The sequence below is a fragment of the Paenibacillus sp. NPDC057967 genome (genome assembly GCF_042887015.1).
GTDB lineage: Bacteria > Bacillota > Bacilli > Paenibacillales > Paenibacillaceae > Pristimantibacillus.
In genome coordinates, this window is sequence record NZ_JBHVQB010000002.1 from 82,827 (window position 1) to 105,627 (window position 22,801).

The 22,801-nt window shown below is 54.4% G+C and carries 11 protein-coding genes; 10 read left to right on the forward strand and 1 reads right to left on the reverse strand.

The annotated features are described in order from the left end of the window. The first annotated feature begins 1 nt into the window (after position 1). The 5 genes from ACFVSO_RS04870 to ACFVSO_RS04890 all read left to right on the forward strand — a co-directional run bounded on the left by ACFVSO_RS04870 (position 2) and on the right by ACFVSO_RS04890 (position 15,402). Complete coding sequence (locus ACFVSO_RS04870) at positions 2–5,560, forward strand: type I polyketide synthase (protein WP_387470699.1); 5,559 nt, start codon at positions 2–4, stop codon at positions 5,558–5,560. Next, on the forward strand, positions 5,557–12,177 hold the full coding sequence (locus ACFVSO_RS04875; protein WP_387470702.1) for an amino acid adenylation domain-containing protein: 6,621 nt from the start codon (positions 5,557–5,559) through the stop codon (positions 12,175–12,177). Before ACFVSO_RS04870 ends, ACFVSO_RS04875 begins: the two co-directional genes overlap by 4 nt. Before the next feature lie 17 nt (positions 12,178–12,194). Further along, positions 12,195–12,974 carry a thioesterase II family protein gene (locus tag ACFVSO_RS04880; protein WP_387470705.1) on the forward strand — a complete coding sequence of 260 codons (780 nt, stop codon included), beginning with the start codon at positions 12,195–12,197 and terminating at the stop codon, positions 12,972–12,974. Positions 12,975–13,277: 303 nt separating this feature from the next. Further along, complete coding sequence (locus ACFVSO_RS04885; protein WP_387470707.1) at positions 13,278–14,438, forward strand: copper amine oxidase N-terminal domain-containing protein; 1,161 nt, start codon at positions 13,278–13,280, stop codon at positions 14,436–14,438. Positions 14,439–14,565: 127 nt separating this feature from the next. Beyond that, on the forward strand, positions 14,566–15,402 hold the full coding sequence (locus tag ACFVSO_RS04890) for a hypothetical protein (protein WP_387470709.1): 837 nt from the start codon (positions 14,566–14,568) through the stop codon (positions 15,400–15,402). Between the two features lie 151 nt (positions 15,403–15,553). Here the strand turns inward: ACFVSO_RS04890 and ACFVSO_RS04895 are convergent, their stop codons facing one another. Beyond that, complete coding sequence (locus ACFVSO_RS04895; RefSeq protein WP_387470711.1) at positions 15,554–16,414, reverse strand: pentapeptide repeat-containing protein; 861 nt, start codon at positions 16,412–16,414, stop codon at positions 15,554–15,556. 86 nt (positions 16,415–16,500) lie between these two features. Here ACFVSO_RS04895 and ACFVSO_RS04900 point away from each other — a divergent pair, with 86 nt between their 5' ends. From ACFVSO_RS04900 to ACFVSO_RS04920, 5 genes are all read left to right on the forward strand, one after another. Next, positions 16,501–17,370 (forward strand): aminoglycoside 6-adenylyltransferase, encoded by an 870-nt coding sequence (locus tag ACFVSO_RS04900; protein WP_387470713.1) that lies wholly within the window; start codon positions 16,501–16,503, stop codon positions 17,368–17,370. Positions 17,371–17,700: 330 nt separating this feature from the next. After that, positions 17,701–18,696, forward strand: coding sequence for a cell wall hydrolase (locus tag ACFVSO_RS04905; RefSeq protein ID WP_387470715.1), 996 nt, complete (start codon positions 17,701–17,703; stop codon positions 18,694–18,696). Between the two features lie 193 nt (positions 18,697–18,889). Further along, positions 18,890–19,438, forward strand: coding sequence for an STM3941 family protein (locus tag ACFVSO_RS04910; protein WP_387470717.1), 549 nt, complete (start codon positions 18,890–18,892; stop codon positions 19,436–19,438). 4 nt (positions 19,439–19,442) lie between these two features. Next, on the forward strand, positions 19,443–21,833 hold the full coding sequence (locus ACFVSO_RS04915) for a transglutaminase domain-containing protein (protein ID WP_387470719.1): 2,391 nt from the start codon (positions 19,443–19,445) through the stop codon (positions 21,831–21,833). A gap of 117 nt (positions 21,834–21,950) precedes the next feature. Beyond that, positions 21,951–22,742: a TetR/AcrR family transcriptional regulator gene (locus ACFVSO_RS04920; RefSeq protein ID WP_387470721.1), complete on the forward strand. Its 792-nt coding sequence runs from the start codon at positions 21,951–21,953 to the stop codon at positions 22,740–22,742. The last annotated feature ends 59 nt before the right edge of the window (positions 22,743–22,801 follow it).

The window sequence follows — 22,801 nt, forward strand, 5'->3', positions numbered from 1 at the left end:
GGTGAACAGACAGGAACAAGCCATGGGCATCAACGAATTGCAGCATGCGAAAGAACCGATTGCAATCATTGGCATGGGTTGCCGCTTTCCCGGAGGAGCGAGCAATCCTGAAGCCTTCTGGAACATCTTGCAGAGGGGCGTTGACGGCATTACAGATGTTCCTCAGGATCGTTGGAGCAAAGCAGCCTATTACGATCCAGACCGATCAAAACCAGGCAAGACGAATACGCAATGGGGAGGTTTTCTGGAGCAGGTAGATCGTTTTGACGCGTCTTTCTTCGGGATATCGCCACGCGAGGCGTCCCTTATGGATCCGCAGCAGCGCTTGCTGCTGGAGGTTTGCTGGGAGGCGCTGGAGAATGGAGGACAAGTAGCCGAACGGCTGAAGGGCTCCGATACCGGCGTCTTTATGGGCGGCTTTACGCTGGATTACAAGCTTCTGCAATTTTCAGAGAGCAACAGGCATTTGGTAGATTCGCATACGGCGACGGGCGCGATGATGACATTGCTGGCGAATCGAATCTCTTATCTCTTTGACTTCCGCGGCCCTAGCATTTCGCTGGATACGGCTTGCTCTTCCTCCCTGGTAGCGGTCCATCTGGCTTGCCAAAGCTTATGGAACGGGGAAAGCTCGCTGGCGCTCGCCGGAGGGGTCAATGTCATGCTGAAGCCGGATTATTTCATCGCCGAGTCAAAGGCGGGCATGCTGTCTCCAGATGGCCGCTCCAAAGCATTCGATTCCAGGGCGAACGGCTATGTGCGCGGTGAGGGAGCCGGCATGGTTGTGCTGAAGACGCTGTCGAAGGCAATTCAGGACGGCGATCCGATTCATGCGGTCATTAGGGGAACAGGCGTGAACCAGGACGGACACAGCTCCGGTATTACCGTTCCTCGCGGGGAAGCTCAGCGTGCGCTTATGGAGGAAGTGTACCGGAGGGCCGGTGTCCATCCGGCACAAGTTCAGTATGTTGAAGCCCATGGCACAGGCACGCCGGTCGGCGATCCGATCGAGGCGAACGCGCTGGGCTCGTTCCTGTCCGAGGGCAGGGAGGACGGCAAGCCTTGCTACATCGGCTCGGTGAAGACGAATATCGGCCATACCGAAGCGGCTGCCGGTATTGCGGGCTTGATCAAGGCAGTGCTCTGCCTCAAGCATCGTCAGATTCCTCCACACCTGCATCTGATTGAGGCGAATGAGAATATTCGGTTCGATGAGCTGAAGCTGCAAATTCCGCAGCAATTGACTGACTGGCCGTATGCGGACGGACCACGTCTGGCGGGCGTCAACTCATTTGGCTTCGGCGGCACGAACGCTCATGTCATCGTGCAGGAGGCACCGGAGCTGGTCAGAGGCATCCAGCAGCAGAGCGGCAGCGATGAGGAGCGGGATATGCTGCTGCCTTTGTCTGCTCGAAGCGAGGAAGCGCTGCGGACATTCGCCATGACCATGCGAGCGAAGTCGGAGCGGTCCGCAGAGGCGGCGTCCCTGCAGGATACCGGCTATATGCTGTCAAGGCGCCGCGATCATCATGGCGTCCGTATCGCCGCAGTCGCGGGGTCGAAGAAGGAGTGGGCTGAGCTGCTCGAGGGGATTGCCCAGCGGGATGTTCTGCCGGAGTCGACAGGACTGAATCGCGACGGTACGGCTGCGGCGCTGCCGCCGCTGGCCTTCGTCTTCACCGGCATGGGCCCGCAGTGGTGGGCAATGGGCCGCCAGTTGATCGGCGAGGAGCCCATCTTCCGGGCGGCAATCGAGAAGTGCGACCGGCTGTTCACGGCGCATGCGGGCTGGTCGCTGCTGGATGCGATGATGGCGAAGGAGCCGGAATCGCGCATGGGCGAGACCGAGGTGGCTCAGCCGGCTAACTTTGCCATTCAAGTCGCGCTGGCTGAATTGTGGCAATCATGGGGCATCGTGCCAGAGGCGATTGTGGGCCATAGCGCGGGTGAAGTGGCAGCAGCCCATATTGCGGGCGCATTGTCGCTGGAGGAGGCTGTCCGGGTCATTTATCACCGCAGCCGTCTGCAGCAGCAGACGACTGGACAAGGCAAGATGGCAGCTATCGGACTTTCACTAGAGGAAGCAGAGCGGAGACTGGCTCGCTCGGAGGGCGCCGCGGTATCCATTGCCGCTATTAACAGTCCAAGCGCGGTGACGCTGGTCGGTGAGCCGGAGGCGCTGGGGACACTGACAGACAAGCTGGAGGCGGAAGGGATCTTCTGCAAATACTTGCATGTCAGCGTTCCGTACCACAGCCATTACATGGAGCCACTACGGGCAGAACTGACGGACGAGCTTCACGATCTGGAGCTGTCTCATACGGCTATTCCGCTCTACAGCACAGCGACAGGCCACCGGATTGAAGGCATGGATCTCCATGCGGAATATTGGTGGAAGAACGTACGGGAGCCGGTCTACTTCGCTTCGGCTGTGCAGGATATGATTAGGGACGGATACGGCACTTTCGTAGAAATCGGCCCGCACCCTGTATTGTCGAGCTCGATCTCGGAGTCGTTGATGAAGCTCGGAAGGACAGGCCATACCATTCCATCCTTGAAGCGCGGCGCACCTGAGCGGAGAACGGTGCTGGAGTCGCTGGGCTTGCTGTACCAATTCGGTTATGAGATCCAATGGAATGCGCTCTACCCGGGCAAGAAGCCATTTATCCCTTATCCATCTTATCCTTGGCAGCGTCAGCGCTATTGGCATGAATCCGCGTTATCTGAGCAGGACCGGATTGGAAGTGCTTCTCACCCGCTGCTCGGCCGCCGCCTGCCATCGCCATACCCGACATGGGAGGTGGAGCTGGATGCCCGCCGCCTGCCGTTCCTGGACGATCACCGCATTCAGAATGCGGTTGTTTTCCCGGGTGCGGGCTATGTGGAGATGGGTCTTGCTGCGACGCGGGAGCTGTACGGCGAAGAGGCAGCCGTTCTGCATACCGAAGCTATTGCGTTCAAGAAAGCTCTCTTTATCGGGGAGGGAGAGACCGTCAAGCTGCGTATTGCCCTTGATCCGACTGCTTCACGGTTCAGCATTTTCAGCAGCCAAGGCGATACGAACTGGACTCTTCACGCGGAAGGCTGCGTCAGTCCGCATCATGGTCAGGCCAGGCGAATAGAGCTGGACGAATTGCAAGTGCGCTGCGGGACCGAGATTGCCCGTGATATCTGCTACAGCCACTTCAAAACAATGGGGCTTCAGTATGGACCGACATTCCAGGGAATCCGGCAACTATGGCAAGGCCGCAACGAGGCGCTGGCCAGAGTGGACGTTCCAGTGGGTCTGGTACCGGAGCTGTCCGCCTACCGCATTCATCCGGCTGTGCTTGATGTTTGCTTCCAGGTCATGGCCGCTGCACTGCCAATCGACCCGAATGCTTCTTCGGTTTATATGCCGGTTGGGGTTACTCAGGGGCATGTCTACCGCCAGCTGTCGGATGCGATGTGGATTCACGCCACAATCTCGGAGCAGGATGCTTCCGGCCTGCTTGGCGATATCCGACTAATGGATACGGAGGGCAATCTCATTCTGGATATTCAAGGCTGCCGCGCCGTCTCGCTGCGGGATGAATCGGCTGCTCTGAATAAGCCGCAGCAGCTGTATGAGATGAACTGGTTGCAGCAGGAACGGCTTCCTGCCGCAGCCATGGAGGATCAACATGCATCAGGCCGCTGGTTGCTCTTCATGGACCGGCATGGCGCGGGAGATAAGCTGGCTGGCGAGCTGGCTGGTCAAGGCGCGGCCTGCATTCAAATATACTCAGAGCGCGTATACCGTGCAGATGAGGCTCATAGACAATACGGAGTTAACCCTGCATCGCCTGACGACTTTGTTCGTCTTCTGGAAGCCGTATGCTCAGGAGACGACGCGGATATTCGCGGCGTCATCCATCTATGGAGCCTGAATGCAGCGCATACGGAAGGAGCAGATCGGGCGGAACTGGAGGATGCGGAGCAGGAGGGCGTCATTGCGGTCATGCATTTGGTGCAGGCCATTGCCGGGCGCAGCTGGAGAAGAAAGCCGAAGCTTTGGCTAGTGACGAGCGACAGCCAGCCTGTCCAGCCTGGTTTCCGCGGACTTGCGCTCCATCAGTCGATGCTGTGGGGACTTGCGAGAACGCTCGGGCATCAAGAGCACAAGGATATATGGGGCGGTATCATGGATACGGAAAACTGCAGCATGGACGGCTTGTTGGAGGAGATTTTGCGGTCAGACGGCGAGGATCAGGTGGCCTTCCGAGGTGGCATACGGTATGTCGCCCGTCTGGAGGAATGCGCGCCGATGGCGAGAATTCCGGCGAAGCTGCGATCTGACGGCAGCTATCTCATTACGGGCGGCTTCGGCGGACTCGGTCAACTCGTTGCGAGGTGGATGGTGGAGCACGGGGCGCGCAGACTCATTCTGGCCGGTCGCGAGAAGCTGCCTCCGCGCGCGTTCTGGAAGGATGCGGAACGCGACAATCCGTCTGCGGCTAAGCGCATTGCAGCCGTACGCGCATTGGAAGCGATGGGGGCTTCGGTGCATGTAGCGGGTCTTGATGTTGCGGATGCCGACCAGCTTGCCGAGTTCATGCGCACGTATGAGCAGGAGGGCTGGCCTGCCGTCCGGGGCATTATTCATGCGGCTGGTGTGGCGAAGCCTCAGTTGCTCGTCCAGATGACGCAAGCCCAGTTCAGCGACGTGCTTCAGCCGAAGGTAGCGGGAGCATGGAACCTGCATAGCCAATTCGCGGACGCGCCGCTCGATTTCTTCGTTCTGTTCTCGTCGCTCGCTTCAGTGGTCGTGTCGCCAGGACAAGCAAATTATTCGGCAGGCAATGCCTTCCTTGACGCACTTGCGCACCATCGCCGGTCGCTCGGATTACCGGGACTCAGCATTAATTGGGGACCATGGGGCGAGATCGGCATGGCTACACAGCTCGATCTGGTCGAGTTCTTCGGCAATCGCGGCTTCTACCCGATGAGCAATGCGCAAGGGCTGGAAGCGATGGAGCATTTGCTTGGTCAACGGCTTGCCCAGGCGACGGTACTTGCCGCAGACTGGCCGGTCGTTGCGGAGAAGAATTTCCCGATGGGCATCGCCCCTATTATGCTGGAGCGTCTATCGGCACAGACCGACGAAGACAGAAAGGCATCCATGCAAGGGGATGGACAAGCTGGCATACGGAGCCAACTGGAGGGAGCCGCTGACGCCGAAGCGCGGTATCGCTTGCTTGAGTACTATTTGATGGACGTCGTATCAGGCATTCTCCGCATTAACCGCTCGCAGCTGCTGCCGGAGCAGCCGCTTAGCGTTTGGGGACTTGATTCGATGATGGCGATCGAGATGAAGAATCGGATTGAGACGAATCTGGGTATGAGCGTAGCCGTCGTGGAATTGCTGAAGGGCTCAAGCGTATCGCAGCTGACGGGCACGCTATTGTCACAACTGGCGGTCGAAAGCAAGGAGTTGGATGCAGACTTGAAGGAGCTGCTATCGGAAGCAGATTCCCTCTCATTGGAAGAGGTCGAAGCCCTGCTTCAAGAAGTAGCAGCCGGCGGGGGGCTTAAGGAATGAGTGAGAAGTTGACGGACAAGCTGGCAGCATTGTCGCCGGAGAAACGGCTTCAGCTGCTGGAGGCCATTAAGAAAAAGAAAGCCGGGGAGGCTGTGTTGGAGCCGTCTCCGGCCAAGCCACGGACAGGAGAGCCTATTCCGCTCTCCTTCACGCAGCAGCGCCTGTGGTTCCTGCAGGAATTAGATCCGCATAGCCCATTCTATAATATTCCGTCAGCCTTCCGGCTATTCGGTGAATGGGATCAGGAACTGATGTCGGAGAGCCTGCATGAGATGGTCCGCAGGCATGAAGTGCTTCGTACAACCTTTCGTATGGGCGATGAAGGCAGACCCGTGCAGATCGTGGCTGCTTCTCCCAAGGTGACGCTGCGCTCTATTGACCTTCGAGCATGGCCGGAGGATGTGCGGTTCGCGGAAGCGGAGCGGATCGTGAATGATGATGTGCAGCGGCCCTGCGATCTGCGGATCGGGCCGCTCTGGTGGGCGACGCTCATTCGGTTGGAGGATCAGGAGTATCAGCTTATTCTCACGATGCATCACATCGTATTCGACGGTTGGTCGCTTGGCGTGTTCATCCGGGAGTTGTCCTCGATCTATGAAACGTTGTCATCAGGAGGGGATCTATCGGTACTTCCTCAGCCGTTGACTCAATACGCAGATTATGTCTTCGCCCAGCGAGAGCGGGCTAGCCAAGAGCTGCAGAACCGCCAGCTCACGTATTGGAGAGGCCATCTGGCGGGCGAGCTTCCCGTTCTGGAGCTGCCGGCGGACCGGCCTCGCCCGCCGGTGCAGACCTTCCGCGGGGCGATGCACACACTGGTGCTGCCGCGAGAGCTGTACGATACGCTGAAGATCTACAGCCGGAAGCATGAGGCTACGTTATTCATGACCTTGCTATCGCTATTCAAGGTGCTGCTCTATCGCTATACAGGTGTATCGGATATTATCGTCGGTTTCCCCATCTCCGGGCGCCATCTGCCTGGCACCGAGCACGCAATTGGCGTATTCGTCAATACGCTGCCGTTGCGTACGGGAGTGTCCGGTCTTCAGACATTTGCCGAGCTGCTGGGCGAGGTGCGTAAGACAGCCTTGAACGCTTACGAGAATCAGGATGTTCCCTTCGACCGTCTGGTGGAGACCATTAAGCCGGAGAGGAATTTGAGCCATAATCCGTTGTTCCAAGTGCTGTTCACTTATCAGAACGCGCTTCCTCCTATCCGGACAGGAGATCGTTCCATTACATATGAAGCCATTGATGGCGGTACGTCCAAATTTGATTTGTCCCTTGATATCTTCGAAGGTCCGGACGGCCCCACTTGTATATTCGAGTATAATACGGACCTGTATGACCGCGATCGTATAGTTCGCATGGCCGAGCACTTCCAGGTGCTTGCGGAGGCGGTCACGGGAGATGAATCCTGCCGAATCGCTGAATTGCCGCTGCTTGGGACGGCAGAGCGGGAGCGGATGCTTGTGGAATGGAATCGCACATCCAAGCCGTACGAGCGTGTGGCGGCGATTCATCAATTGTTCGAGCGGCAAGCCGCAAGGATTCCTAACGGAACAGCTGTAGTAATGGGGGGAGAGTCGCTTACCTATCGGGAACTGGACGAGCGGGCGAACCATATTGCGCTCAGGCTACAGGGAATGGGGGTCGTCTCGGGAACGCGCGTCGGCATATGTGTAGAGCGATCACTGGACATGGTTGCAGGTGTGCTTGCGATTCTAAAGGCTGGAGGGGCTTACGTGCCGGTCGATCCGGACTATCCGGCGGAACGAATCGAGTATATGGTGGAGGATGCAAGGTTGTCGGTCATGCTGACACAGCAAGCTCTGGCGGACAGATTCATAGGGGGCAATCTTGCCACGCTCCTGCTTGATGCCGGAGAAGCGGGGATCACGGGTGCGGAGAAGCTGTCCCAGCCTGAGATAGCGGAAGATGACTTAGCCTATCTCGTATACACATCAGGAACGACAGGCCAGCCGAAGGGAACGATGGTGAGTCATGCGAGTCTCGTTAATGCTTATTTCGGTTGGGAGGACATATACCGCTTGCGGGCGGATGTGAAAGCTCACTTGCAGCTGGCGAGCTTCTCCTTCGACGTCTTCACAGGAGACTGGGTCAGAGCGCTGTGCTCCGGCGCCAAGCTTGTACTGCTGAAGAAGGATACGATGCTGGATGCGCCCCGTCTGTATGAGTTGATGAAGAAGGAGAGGGTCGATGCCGCTGAATTTGTCCCTGCGGTATTCCGGAATTTGATCCGTTACCTGGAGGCGACGGGGCAAACGCTCGACTTTATGCGCGTGCTGTGCATCGGCTCGGACCGCTGGTACGTTCATGAATATAAGCATTTCAGACGATTCTGCGGGCCTGATACGCGCCTGATCAATTCGTACGGGCTCACTGAAGCAACAATCGATAGTACATACTTCGAGGGCGATATTGCGGGCATGTCGCCGAATCAGCTCATTCCGATTGGAAAGCCATTTCCGAACCAGCAGGCTTATGTACTGGATGCTAATCAGCAGCCCGTCCCCGTCGGCGTGCCGGGAGAGCTTTATATTGGAGGTCGCGGGCTTGCGCTCGGTTACTGGAGGCGTCCGGCTCTGACGGCTGGACGCTTCATCCCGCATCCGATTCGCAGGCATGAGGGAACGCTAGTCTACCGGACGGGAGATCAGGCCAAGTATCTGGCGGACGGCAATATCGAGCTGCTGGACCGCATGGACAATCAGGTGAAGCTGCGCGGCTACCGAATTGAGCTTGGGGAGATCGAGACGGCGCTGAACCGCGATTCATCCGTAAGGGAATGTGTTGTGCGGGTATGGGAGGATCGGCTGCTGGCGGCATGGATCGTGCCCGAAGCGGGGATGTCGGTCAATACGGACAGACTTCGCAGCGCCGTTAAGCTAAGCTTGCCCGACTATATGGTCCCGGCCTCCTTCGTCGTGATGGAGGAACTTCCGCTGACGGCCAACGGCAAGGTCGATCGCAGCGCTTTGCCTGCTCCGACCTTGCAGTCGGAAGATGATGGTTCCTACGCTGCGCCCCGCACGTTAATTGAAGAGAAGCTGGCTGGCGTATGGGCGGAGCTGTTCCAGGTCAGACGAATGGGTATTCACTCCGATTTCTTCGTCAATGGAGGCCATTCACTCCTGGCCATTCAGTTGATTGCTTCAATCCGGGAGTCGTTCCAGGTGGACCTGACGCTACAGGTTCTGTTCCAGGCGCCGACCATAGCGGAGCTGGCTGTTGTGATCGCGGAGAAGAGTGGGCAGCAGCAGCGCCATGAGGAAGCGGTGCAGGCTTTGCCGGAGCTTCGGAAGGATTCTGTCGGAAGATATGAACGGTTCCCGCTGACAGAGGTGCAGCAGGCCTACTGGATCGGACGCAACGAAGCATTCGAGATGGGAAATGTATCCACACACAGCTATGACGAGCTGGAGGTGGAGCATATCGATCCCGCCCGTTTCCAGCTTGCCTGGAATCTTCTGGTGCAGCGACATGATATGCTCCGCGCTATCGTGACGGAAGACGGCATGCAGCAGGTGCTGGAGCATGTGCCGGAATACGAGATTGCCGTTTTTGACTTGCGCGGCCATCCTGCCGAGGACACCGAATCTGCACTAGCGGCGCTGAGAGAGAGCATGTCTCATCAAATGCTGGAGACGGACAGATGGCCCGTCTTTGACTTGCGACTAACCCTGCTTGACCAAGGGCGGGCTCGCATCCATCTCAGCTCGGATGCGCTTGTGTTCGATGCCTGGAGTTATGTCATTTTACTTAAGGAGCTGTCCAAGCTTCATCAAGATTCGGATGCCGAGCTGCCCGAGCTGGAGCTGACCTTCCGTGACTATGTACATGCGGAAGCCCGAATGAAGGAGACGGACGCCTACAAGCGGTCGCTTGCGTATTGGAAGGAACGCATACCTTCCTTGCCGCCGGCTCCCGAGCTCCCGATGGCAAAGAGTCCGGGCTCGCTTAAGAACCCGTACTTCTCCCGGCTGCATAATCGGCTGGACGCCGACATCTGGAGCCGTCTGAAATCCAAGGCTACGCGCATGGGACTGACCGCCTCCGGAGTGCTGCTGTCTGCTTACGCTGAAGTGCTGGCTGCCTGGAGCAAGAATCGAAGCTTCTGCTTGAACCTGACCTTCCTGAACCGGCTGCAGATTCATCCGCAGGTCCATGATATTGTTGGCGAATTCACTTCCTTGACGCTGCTGGAGATCAATCACAGGGATGGCATCAGCTTTGTCGACCGGGCAGGAAGGACGCAGCAGAAGCTGTGGCATGATCTGGAGCATCATCATGTAAGCGGCGTACATGTGCTGCGTGAGCTAAGCCGCGCGCAGGGCGGACTGACCCGTGCGCTGATGCCGGTCGTCTTCACGAGCGCGCTGACACTGCCTATACCGGATCGCCAGAGCAGCGGATTCGATCTGAAGCCGTTCTACAGCATCACCCAGACTTCCCAGGTATGGCTCGATTGCGGCGTGTGGGAAGATGAGAAGGTGCTGTATTGCAATTGGGATGTCGTCCGAGAGCTATTCCCTGAAGGGATGCTGGAGGACATGTTCGCTGCTTACTTCGGCTTGCTGAACCGTCTGGCGAACGAGGATGATATTTGGCATCAGGGCTGGGTCATTCGAGCTCAAGGTCGAAATTCCGCAAGCGCGGCTCAAGAGAGTGGAGCGGCAATCTCTGCTATTGCTCAAGCTCCTGGGGACGCAGTGGAGACTGTCCATTCTTCTAAAGGGCCGGGAAGTTTGTCCGCTCACGAAGCAATCTTGAATCCGACTATCGATGCTTCAGGCGACACTGCCCCCGCATTGCTGCATGAGTTGTTCTGCGAGCAAGCCAGGTCTGATCCTAAGCAAGCAGCGATTGCGACTTCCCAATTCGAGATTACGTATGGTGAGCTGAACCGGGTGACCAACCGGTACGCACGGCAGTTGCGCAAGGAAGGGGCAGGTCCCAACCGGCTCATAGCCGTAGTGATGGAGAAGGGCTGGGAGCAGGTGGCGGCTGTGCTCGCCGTGCTGAAGTCGGGGGCGGCCTACTTGCCGATTGACCCTGATATGCCGCAGGAGCGTATACAATATTTGCTTCAGCAGGGGCAGGTACATATCGTACTGACCCAGCCTTGGCTGGAGGCGAAGCTGTATTGGCTTGGTGAGGGAATGACCGTTATGGCCGTGGAATACGACGGACTGGCTCGGCTTCGTGATGGCCCTCTGGATTCGGTGCAGCAACCTGAGGATCTGGCTTACGTCATTTATACATCTGGCTCAACCGGCCAGCCGAAAGGCGTCATGATCGACCACCTTGGCGCACTGAATACCGTGCTGGATATGAACGAGCGGTTCAGCGTATCCAGCTCTGATAAGGTGTTCGCCCTCTCAGCACTCAGCTTCGATCTCTCCGTCTACGATCTGTTCGGGACGCTGGCAGCGGGAGGGACAATCGTCATTCCGGATTCCGATCACCGCAAGGACCCGGCACACTGGCTCTTTATGATGCGCAAGGAACGGGTGACGATCTGGAATTCAGTTCCGGCCTTGATGAATATGCTGGTCGAATTCGCTTCCGGACAGCGTGAAAGGCTGAACAAGTCGCTGCGTCTCGTACTGATGAGCGGGGATTGGATTCCGCTATCCTTGCCAGATGCGATTCGCGCCCTATGTGAGGATGTGGAATTGATTAGCCTGGGCGGAGCGACGGAGGCTTCGATCTGGTCGATCCTGTATCCGATCGGCTCTGTAGATCCTGCCTGGTCCAGCATTCCGTACGGTAAGGCGATGCGCAATCAGGGGATGCATGTGTTCAATGATGTAATGGAGCCTTGTCCGACTTGGGTGCCTGGCCAGTTATATATAAGCGGAACCGGCTTGGCCCGAGGCTATTACCGGGACGAGGAGAAGACAGCGGCCAGCTTCGTCGTGCATCCGCGAACCGGAGAGCGGCTCTACCGGACTGGTGATCTCGGCAGATGGCTGCCGGACGGCAACATTGAATTTATGGGCAGGGAAGACTTCCAGGTCAAAATTCAGGGATACCGTATTGAGCTCGGCGAGATTGAGACGGCGCTTGCGCAGCATCCGCATATTCGCGAGGCGATCGCGGCAGTGGCGGGAGCGGGCGGTCAGCAGAAACTGGTAGCTTATCTAGTGCTTCAACAGGAAGGGGTGACGGATCAAGAGGTGATTCGCGGCTATCTGGCGAATAAATTACCTGATTATATGATTCCGTCCTACTTTATGGTGCTGGATGCGCTCCCTCTTACGGCGAACGGCAAGGTGAACCGCAAGGAGCTGCCAAGCGTGGAGTTCGCAGAGATCGCTTGTTCGGTTGAAGCTGTTCCTCCACGTACGGAGACGGAGGAACGGATTGCCTCGATCTGGCTGGAGCTGCTGAACCTGGAGTCCGTGAGCGTCTTCGACAACTTCTTTGAGCTGGGCGGAGACTCCTTGCTGGCTGTCAGGCTGATGGTCAGGCTCCAAGCCGATACGGGCTGTCCGCAGCCGCTTCGGGTATTGTTCGAGCAGCCTACCATCGCCGGGCTTGCAGCGCGCATGAGGACATGGGACGAACAGCCTGTTGCATCCCTTTCATGATTGGAGAGAACCTGTTTATGAATCCACAAAGAACCGACAGTCCGTGGCTGCATATTCCGAAGCCGAATCCGAGCGCGCGCCTGCGCCTGGTCTGCTTCCCCTACGCGGGAGGCAGCGCAACGATCTACCGTGAATGGCCGGCAGCATTATCGCCGGAGATTGAGGTTGTTGCGATTCAATTGCCAGGGCGAGGCAATCGATTTATGGATAAGCCGAATGGCGACCTGGACGCGATTATCGAACCTATGCTGGGTGTGTTGATCCCTTACTTGGAGGACAAGCCATTCGTCTTGTTCGGCCATAGCATGGGGGCGATGCTCGCATACGAATCGGCTAAGCGGCTGGAGTCGGGACTGCCGGGCAGTCTCAAGCATGTATTCGTTTCCGCATTTCGGTCCGTGCAGCTGCCGAGAACGGATGAAGGACGTTATCTGCTGTCCGATACAGGGTTGAAAGAAGAGCTGAGGCGGCTGAATGGTACGCCGGAGGCATTGCTGCAAAATGACGAGCTGATGGAGCTCTACCTGCCAACGATACGCGCGGATATGCAGCTCTGCGATACGTATACGTATGAGGCAAGTCCGCCGCTTGCTTGCGGCTTGACCGCATTCGGCGGAGTGGCCGACAGCGGCATTCCGCAGGAGGACCTGCAAGCGTGGGAGTCGCAGACAGCAGAGGACTTCGAGCTTCATATGCTGCCCGGCGGGCACTTCTTCATCCATAGCGACAGCCCGCAGCTTCTGCAGCTGCTCTCAGGCAAGCTGGAGCGTATTCTTCATTCGCATACGATAGCTTAATACGATGAACCCGGTATCTGTTGGATACCGGGTTTTTGTTCATTTGCAGGTGTACACTTATGTGATGACGAAACGGAGTTCATTGGTTCCGCGAGCCTTTATCGACGGAGGAATAACCGAGGGGCCTTGAATCGCATTGAGCAACATGCATCGGATCGAATTTCGATCGTTAGATCAAAGCGGGCCATTTTCCCAATTGGAGCACAATGAGGGGACCATGAAAAAACACCTCAAAAAAGGAAACCTTTTACTGAAATTGGGCGTCTTACTTAGAGGAATTATTTTTGACCATTGGAGGAGTAAATGATGAAGTCAAGCAAATGGGTAATTGCGTTTATACTGTCAGTAGCTTTATTGGCAACAGGCGCTTATACATGGCCAGAAGCGGCAAGCGCTGCTGCCAAGCCAATCAAGGTCACCCAAAATAACTGGGAGCCGATCGAATTCCAGAATCCGCCCATCCTACAGAATGGAACGACTCAATTGCCGTTAAGGGAAGTCGGTACTTTGCTGAATAGCAAGACGACCTGGATTCCGGAGGGTAAGCGCATTGTCATTACGAATCCGCAGACGCGCATCGAGCTGACGCTAGGCAGCAAGCAAGCAAAGATTAACGGCAAAAACGTTGCCATGAGGACCGTTCCATACAACAAAAACGGCGTCGTCTACGTCCCGGTTCGATTCATCAGCGAAGCGTTCGGCGCAAAGGTCACCTGGCATGACAAGGAGCGTCGTGTGAATATTGATGTGGAAGCCAAGTATCTATATGTAACCCAAGGGGCAACCAGCTACTGGGTGGAAAAGACAAACGGCAAGCTCTATAGCGCGAGCAATGCCGATGCTATCAAGTTCATTGCGGATACAAAGGCTGAGGTGCTCGGCTATTCGGAATTCACAGTTGACCCGTTATCGGATAACGTTCATGTGTTGCAGGTTTATGACAATTACGGCGAACCAGGCATACATAACAACTTTTTTAAAATGGTACTTGTAAATCAAAGGCTCGTTTTGGAGTCAAAGGCATACACGGCTGGGCATCCCAACCGTAATATAGCTAGGTCGGCAGGCAATCATGCGCTTCTGATGAATGGAGCGATCCTCTATGAGGTTAGTCTGGAGGGCAAATTGGTAGGCGAGCACGACCTAAAGGCTATTACAGGGTACCAAGAGGACAACTTCCAAGTAGAGTGGTTCGACGATAATTATATGGTCGTTCGTCCAGAGAGGACGGGATGGTTGACGCTCGTCAACCGGAAGACGGAGGAGACGACGCTGCTGGCTGAAGCGGTACTGGACGAGGAAACTTGGAAAATCTATCAGTCCCTCGATCAGTTTAGTACAGAGTTCAATCAATGGGACGGGTTGAAAGTGATAGAGATTAAAGATAACAAGTTGATCTTGGAGCATTATCTGTTCATTGGCAGCAAAACAACGAAATACGAATTTAATTTGGCTAACAAATAAGAGAGTGGAGCCGTCCTGGACAGGGCGGCTTCCTGTCTTCGTCAGGCTATTACCGCACAAAAAAACGGTGACCTTACCGCCACATTTACCCTATTGAGATTAAATGAGAGAAGGATGGATACTGAAAGTGAAAAATAGAAATTTTGGTTCTTACAACCCACCGCCAACCTTGCAGGAGCTCATTCGTTTAAAGGAAGAGTTAGGTGGCCATGACCCGTTTTACGCAGGACTTAATTTTTACCTGGAGCTGGGCTCGTTCAGGTACTTTAATACGCCGTGTGATGTCGTGGTGTTCGGGAGTAATGGAGTAGACGGTATTCATTATGGTTTTCTGACAGACTTCGGAACTGTGGATCAGTTGGAGCATGCTCCCATCGTATGCGTGAGCCCAATGGATTTTGATCGGCCTGCGAAGATTATAGCTAACGACATAAAGGAGTTTCTGAGCTTATTGTTGACGGACGAGGAGCTGTTTTACAATGTGTTCGCAGCAGAAGAGGACTACCGTGCTGCGAAGCAGCGCTGGAAGGAGGAAGCGGCAGCCTCGCCTTATGGGCCAACCAAGGAGCAGAAGCAGAAGCGAGCGGATATGATAAGGGTGTTGAGAGAGCGTGTTTCTTTGCCGCAAGTCGAGAATCCGTACCGGCATCTAGAGCTCTTGGCACAGCAACGTCAAGAGAGAATTGCGGCTCTGACACAAGATTTGCTTGGCGTTGTCGGCAGCTTGGCGGAAGGTGAAGTCCATATTCCGTATTACGTACATAAGGATGAAGGTCTTGATATTCAAGAACTGAGGGAGTATATGCTGTCAGCGCCTGCTCTATCTAAAAAAGCGTTAATTCGGGATATCCAAATGAACTTCGTATTGCGGGACGAGGGAGAGCTTCGCAATATCGTCATACAAGCTTTGACTTCATTAGATTTAATTGATGAAGGGAAACGAATTATGGCCGAGGGCGAATAATATTAGAATGTGTAGTCAATTGTATATTCTTCGATTCTACCGAACGGAAACGCGGAGCAGGATGTGGATTACGAGACGGGGATGTTCATGCAGTTAAATAAAAGCTGCAAGAATGCGACAGGCAGCGGAATGATTCCGCTGCCTGCTAATGCTAGCTCCAATGCGCCGGACGCGTTAACGTTGGCGGGATACGAGTGGAAGCGTCGCCCTTCGCCGAGTTCATCTGGGATTGAGACAAGTAGAGACTGCCGGACAGATCGGCGCCGCGCAGATCGGCGTCCCGGAAGTCTACGCCAATGAGGTCGGCCGCCCGCAGATCGGCATTTCTTAGGTTAGCCGCAATCAGATAAGCACCGCGCAGATTGGCTGCCCGCAGATCGACGCCCTTCAAGTTGGCGCCAATAAGGTCGGCTCCGCGACCGTATGTCTTCCGGTGGCTGGATGATCCCTTCATCCGGCGCAGCTCATTCTGACGGACAAGCTCGCTGGAGCGAAGCAGAAGCTGGTTCACTTCCGCCCGCCAGCCCGGCACGTCCACCTTCAGCAGCGACTCCGCGTCGAGCAAGACAAGCCGTTCTGTATCGTCAAGTGCCCTCTGCAGCTCGGGGTGAATCTCGGCTGCTTCCGGTCGGGTCAATGCTTCGTTCAAATACCAGAGCAGCTCATGCAGCTGCCACATAGCGGGGAATACCTCGAATATGAGTTTCGCCGACTCCGGATGCTCGCGCCAATCGCGGCCCTCGAAGGTGACCTGCGATACATGCTGGCCTGCGCCGAAGCAATCGTACACCGTACAGCCTTTGAAGCCTAGCTTTCGCAGATCGCGGTGAACGCCGCAGCGGTGATCCGTTTGCAGGTTCGGGCAAGGCTGCCCCGCGTGCTTGTCGATGGCGAAGTCCGCCGATGCAGCGAACGGCAGCGCCGTGCAGCATAAGCCAAAGCAGCGCTCACAGTCTGCATGCAGCCTGGTGGAGTAGCTTCCCTCAGAGCTTGTATAGGGATGAGACATCATGCGCCTCCTTCGTTGTCTAGTATTCTTTATGGTAGCATAGAAATAGGGTCAATTGGGAGAACAATAGTAGAAGGAGTGGCAAAGAGATGAGAAGCGAGAGGGAAATGATGAGCCTGGTGCTAGGGATGGCTGAGAAGGATGAGCGGGTGCGGGCTGTCACGCTGGAAGGCTCCAGGACGAATCCTAACGTGCCTAAGGATTTATTTCGCGATTATGATATCAGCTTTCATGTGACCAATATGCAGTCGTACATCGATCAGCACGCTTGGGTCGATGCGTTCGGCGAGAGAATCATCATGCAGATGCCGGAGGCGATGGCAATGTTTCCCCCGGATCTGGGCAACCGCTTCTCCTACTTAATGTTGTTCAAGGACGGCAACCGCATCGATATGACGCTTATACCAGTTGAAGAGAAGGACGATTACGTGAAGGAAGACAAGCTGATGCAGGTTCTGCTCGATAAGGATGGACTCTTCCCCAATGTGCCCCCTTCGACGGACGTTGATTATTGGGTGACACGGCCTTCTGCCGACTTTTACGCGGATTGCTTCAATGAGTTCTGGTGGGTGGCAACGTATGTGGCCAAAGGATTATGGCGGAAGGAAATGCTGTATGCACAGGATCATCTGAACAATCTGATGCGGCCCATGCTGCTGAAAATGCTGGAGTGGCAAGCGGGCATTCGGACGGACTTCACGTTAAGCGTCGGCAAGAATGGCAAGTTCCTGGACCGTTACATTCCGGAGGAAAGCTGGAAAAAGCTAATGGCTACCTATCCGGCAGGCACGTACGAGAGTGTATGGGAAGCCCTGTTCCTGATGGGTGAGCTATTCCGTGAGACGGCCCAGTACGTGGCAAGCGAGCTTGACTTCCTCTATCCGCTGGAAGAGGATGCGGCGGTGACGGATTATTTGGAGAGGGTCAGACAGTTGGACCCAGACGCGAAGAGCATGTAGCGATCGTATATGAACGGTGAAGAGAGAGCCGCCAAGCGGCTCTTTTCTGCGTGATCCGGGGATGTCGGCAAGACGGGGGGATGCTGTTTTGCTGATGAAGAACTATTTTAGTGGAAAAAGTTAATGCTATAAAAGAAGGTTTAATTCGCGTTGACGAGCACTATTTCTCATGAAATGGGACAAGAAGTCGTCTATTTTTTCGAAAAATGGACGCAAAAACGGCCAATTCTGTGAAAACGTTAATCCTGTAAGCGCTTAGAGCTGTGATATAATCTGCGAAGAGCATGGATAACAGGTTCCGCACGGTTCCAATTGAAACGGGAGGTTACTATGATCAGAAGAAGCATGCCGATGGGCAGGCGCACGCTTATGGTATTCATTGCGATGCTGCTGCTTTGCGTCGGACCGCTTTCGGTCGCGGCGGCGGATCTACCGCAGGTTGCGAAGGGCATTACAATCAAACTTGATGGCGAAGCAGTGGACATAAAAGAACCGGTACGCAAGCAAGAGGGACGGATTTACTTGCCCGTTGCGCGAGTGGCAGAGATGTTCGGCGCGAAAGTGAAATGGGATAAGAAGAACGAAGAAGCAACAATACATACTTTATTAGGCGATACGATTGTACTCGGCAACGAAGTGCCAACAGTGTACTTCAATGAAGGACGCTACAAGCTGGAGGAGACGCCATTCCTGGCTGACGGCAAATTGTACATTCCACTGCGCTATGTAGCAGAGCTGCTTCACGCCACAGTGAAGTGGGATGCAGAGGCGGATACAGCAGAGCTGACGACTGTTGAGCCTGCTATTGTCGCCGCGGACTACGGGGTGGCTGAGATCGCCAAGGAAACCGGACACAGCAAGGCGAAGCTGCTGGAGCGCAATGGTCTGGATGCGAAGGATGAGATCAAGGCCGGTACGAAGCTGCGCGTGGTGATGCCCTCTGTACTGAAGCACAAGGCAAAGGCGTTCACCGAAGAGGACTTGACGCTGCTGGCGAAGATTACTCAGGTCGAGGCTGGCAATGAGTCGTACGAAGGACAACTGGCTGTCGCCAATGTCATCCTCAATCGGGTGAAGGATGCGCGCTTTCCGAATACGGTGAAGGGCGTAATCTACTCCGGCAAGCAATTCCCTCCGGCGCATAACGGAATGCTCGATAAGAGCAAGCCGAATGCAAGCGTGCTTCGTGCCGCCAAGGATGCCTTGAATGGCAAGAACAACGTGGAGGATGCCGTCTACTTCTTCAATCCGAAGGTGTCCAAAGGCGAATTTTGGTCCAGTCTGGACGTTATTGTGACGATCGGGCATCATAGCTTTGCGAAGTAGAATGAATGGTTAAGAAGCTCTGGGAGATTAGTTAAACTAATCCCCCAGAGCTTTTTTGTGCGTCCTTTGTTCTATCATTCGAGGGTGAATCCCCCTTAATTCCCGAAAATTGTCGAAAAAACCTTTGAATTCATAGGAAATATATGCTAGTCTCGTTCATGGGTATATGGTCATAGATAAAGGAGAGTTGAGCATGGGTGAGGTTAGTTTTTACAGAAAACGCGGTCGACTGATCGGGATGTCCATTTTCGGTATTGCTGGGACAGCAGTCGGAATATTTTTGGTTAGTTTGGCTTTCGGCAATAGCAATATGGTTCTGGGATTGGTAGGCGGGCTTATGGCCATTGCCTTGGCAGGTGTTGCGATACATAACTTGAGGATTTTGTTGGCTGCGTCTCCGGTACTTACTCTGTCTGAGAAGGGGATTCTTGATCATTCCACGTACATGTCCGGGGGACTGATCAAGTGGGAGGAGATTGAGCATATCGGCATTGCTCAGCTGCAGGGCTGGGTATTCCTCGTCATTCATACGTATGATCGGAACCTCATTATTAATCGCTACGGCGGGTTCAAAAAGTTCCTGATTCTCTTTAACAAGGGATTGAGTGACGGGCAAGTACATATTCCATTCCGATTGCTCGCTTGCGAGCCGGAAGAATTGTTAGAGAATGTAGCGAAATTCTATGAGCTCAAGGGTCAAGACGATACATCGCTGAATGTCTATCAACCAACAGGAGGTTAACCGATTGAGGAAATTATTCTATTTATTATTGGCATTAAGTATTTTATTAACGGCATGCAAAGCCAGCGAGAACGGCGAGTCGGCGATGGCGCCGGAGAGTACGAAAGCTGCTGAGGTGCAGGTTGCTTCCGACGCTACCGTGCTGGACTTAAAGAAGAAATACGGCTCGGAACAAGACAAGGCAATTATGCCTATTTATAATGTGGAGCAGGATAAGGAATTCATTTTTGATTTTAATTTTGAACTTTCTGATGCAGGTCTTTCCATGAAAGAATTGGTCTCCGTACATACGGACCAGAAGGCTCTTCCGGAGAGCGAGATCATGGCTTCGGTCTGGGATAATGTGAAGGAACAAATGACGATTGAGGAATTGTCGGATGGCGTAACGAGTGTATCCGTCAAACCTTTCTCGGCCATCTTGCCGACAGATACGATGAAACAGAGCGGCACTTCGGTATGGGGCGGAGCTCCTATCTACTATATTCGTATCAACTATGATATGGATGCGACAACAGCGACGAAGCTGGAGAAGCCAATCATTATTCCATTTACGGTAAAATCGGATTTGCCTGTCCCGACTCTTCAATATGACATTGATTCAACAGGCCGCCTCATGCTGTCCTGGAATGAGGTGGAGGGTGCAGAGAGCTACCGTGTCTATCAGCGCTCGAAGCCGGTGCTGTTGGCCCAAGCCAATCTGCCGCAGAGCAGCGCAGAGGAAGGTTATGTAGGGTTTAGTCCAAGAGTGGTTGCTGAGGTGACTGAGACACAGTTCAACGACTTTATGCAAGATGGCGACGGCGGGTTGCTGATGACCGAGGCGCTGGACGAAATCAACTTTTTTATTACGGCTCAGAACCGGATGGTCGAAGGAGAATATTATGTTACCGCAGTTGCGGGCGACAAGGAGTCGGGTTTCAGCAAGCCGGTAAATACCATTCCATTATCCAAACGTCTGCCGACAAAGATGACTGAAAGTATCGTCTATCAAAGCTATGCGACGGTCAAGGACTTGCCGGAGACGGTTGATGTGATGTATATCGACGGATCGATCGCGCCGCGGCGAATGAATTATTGGACAGAGGATGCCGTCATTAAAAGCGATGGATCGGCAGTTATCAAACATACGATCGACGGTACGGCCTTCGTCGGATTCATCATTGTGAATTCGATTACGAAGGAAGAATTAGGCGCCTTGTCCGAGAGAACGGAGAAGGAAGCGAACGGCTATGTGCCTCCGAGCAATACGACCGATCACGTGCCGGATCCGACGGTTCCGACAATTATTACAGACACGCCTTCTGCGGATGACGAGGCTTCGGTTGTTACGGCCCAGAAGGAAAATACGGACAAGACCGTCGAGGAAGGGAATGCCCAGGCGGTCACAGTGCCTGCCGTAGTGGCGGATGTTCCGGTTAATGCCGATTCGGCTCTGGAAGAATACTTGGCTCTTGGTTTGATTGACGGACAGGACAAGCTGTCGCTGAAGGCGTTCCCGGAGGCGCAAAACTTTGATACCTTAACCGATGTGCTCGAAAAGGTCATCTATCAGAATCCGATGATTCTGGGCGTTAAGCAATATGCCTACGACTATAAGTCGCTTACACTGTTTATTGGTTATGAGGATGAGCGTGAGACGATTGCCCGCAAGCAGCAGGAGATCGTTGCAGAAGCAGCCCAGCTTGTCACGGCGATCTTCAAGGAGGGCATGTCGGAGGAAGAGAAGCATTTGGCTTTATACGAATATTTGAATGACACTACCGTCTATGACGATGCCGCGCTAGAGGATGCGGAGAAAAATGGATTCAAGACGGTTGATCCGAAGTTCAACGATTCATTTACAACCTATGGCATTATGGTGAAAAAAGTAGGCGTATGCGCCTCCTATGCCTCTACGTACAAGATGCTGAGCGATCTGGCCGGCTTGGAGTCTGTTGTCGTCACCGGCGATATGAACGGCGTGCCGCATGCCTGGAATAAGGCGAAGATCGGCGGCTTATGGGTTCATGTGGATGCGACCAACAACGCGACGAATTCAGGTATTCCGTATTTGCTCTATGGCTCCAGCGACGACACGGCCTTGGCTTTGAATTTCTATCTGGACGAAGGATACTGGCTGGACCATGAGCTGGATCAATTCGAATCAAGGGATAATTCAATGGATTATTACGTGGTGAACGGTCTGGAGGTTGATTCCCCGAATAAATTTACGAGCAAAGTAGCTGAACTGTTAAAGAGCGGAGACGATGACCTCATCGTAGTTCGTATGACGGAAACGTTGTCGGATAATGAATTGAAGGATTCCTTGATCACGGCTTTCGATCAGGCTGCTATTACCGATCTATCCAATGTTCGGATTGGTTCGCTCGGCACGTACTATATGATTCAGCGTTAGATTGCCGCCGATTCCTTCTGGCGTGCGGCCTATGGTATACTGTTTGCGACATACACGATTAGCGGCAAGCGGTTGTGAATAGGGCGTACGGTCTGATTTGGATGGAGGAGCAATGCTATGTCTGACGGCAATTCAATAGATCCTAATGATGAAGTGTTCAAAAACTTGCCGGGCGGCGTGACCCTGAGTTGGGGCATTGTGAAGAAACCGAGCAGGGGGCCGAAGGGTGAGCTTAGCATTCCCCAGATTGTCCGGGCTGCGATCGAGATTGCGGATCGCGAAGGCCTCACGGCCTTATCCATGGGTAAGATTGCAAAGTCGCTTGGGTTTACGACGATGTCCTTATACCGATACGTCACCAGCAAAAACGACCTTCTGCTTCTTATGCAGGACGCCGTATGCGATATTCCTGTGCCGGAAGAGAGCGCCGATCGGGATTGGCGCGAAGAGATGCGTGAGTATGTCAGAGCTTGTGTGGGCATATTCCGGGAACATCCCTGGTATAGCGATATTACGATTCGCAATGTGCCGTTGACGCCTAACACGCTGAAGCTGATCGACTGGACGCTGCGCATGATGCGAGACTTCCCGCTCAGTGATTATGAGAAAATGTCCTTTGTGCTCCTGCTGAACAGCTACGCCAGGGCATGCGGCCTCATCGAGCGGGATAAGGATGTTGTGATTAAGGAAGGCTACAGTCTGGACGCGTTCAGCGGATCGATCTACACAGCTGGTCTGAAGGCGCTCGTCAAGGAGGAGGACTATCCTCATCTGTATCCGGTTGTGATGGCGGGCGCCTATACAGAAGAAGCTGATAATCCGGTCGGCGACGATCTTGCATTCGGACTGGAGCGTATACTTGACGGCATCGAGCAGTATATTGAGATAAAGAAGACACTGAGTGAATAGAAGCAAAAAGCAGCGATTCGTGCAGGGGCGAATCGCTGTTTTTTTAATATGGAAGGAGT

Coding starts and splice junctions, on each gene's coding strand:
- ACFVSO_RS04875 (WP_387470702.1), top strand. CDS start 5,557: ATGAGTGAGAAGTTGACGGACAAGCTGGCAGCATTGTCGCCGGAGAAA.
- ACFVSO_RS04880 (WP_387470705.1), top strand. CDS start 12,195: ATGAATCCACAAAGAACCGACAGTCCGTGGCTGCATATTCCGAAGCCG.
- ACFVSO_RS04885 (WP_387470707.1), top strand. CDS start 13,278: ATGATGAAGTCAAGCAAATGGGTAATTGCGTTTATACTGTCAGTAGCT.
- ACFVSO_RS04895 (WP_387470711.1), bottom strand. CDS start 16,414: ATGATGTCTCATCCCTATACAAGCTCTGAGGGAAGCTACTCCACCAGG.
- ACFVSO_RS04900 (WP_387470713.1), top strand. CDS start 16,501: ATGAGAAGCGAGAGGGAAATGATGAGCCTGGTGCTAGGGATGGCTGAG.
- ACFVSO_RS04905 (WP_387470715.1), top strand. CDS start 17,701: ATGATCAGAAGAAGCATGCCGATGGGCAGGCGCACGCTTATGGTATTC.
- ACFVSO_RS04910 (WP_387470717.1), top strand. CDS start 18,890: ATGGGTGAGGTTAGTTTTTACAGAAAACGCGGTCGACTGATCGGGATG.
- ACFVSO_RS04920 (WP_387470721.1), top strand. CDS start 21,951: ATGTCTGACGGCAATTCAATAGATCCTAATGATGAAGTGTTCAAAAAC.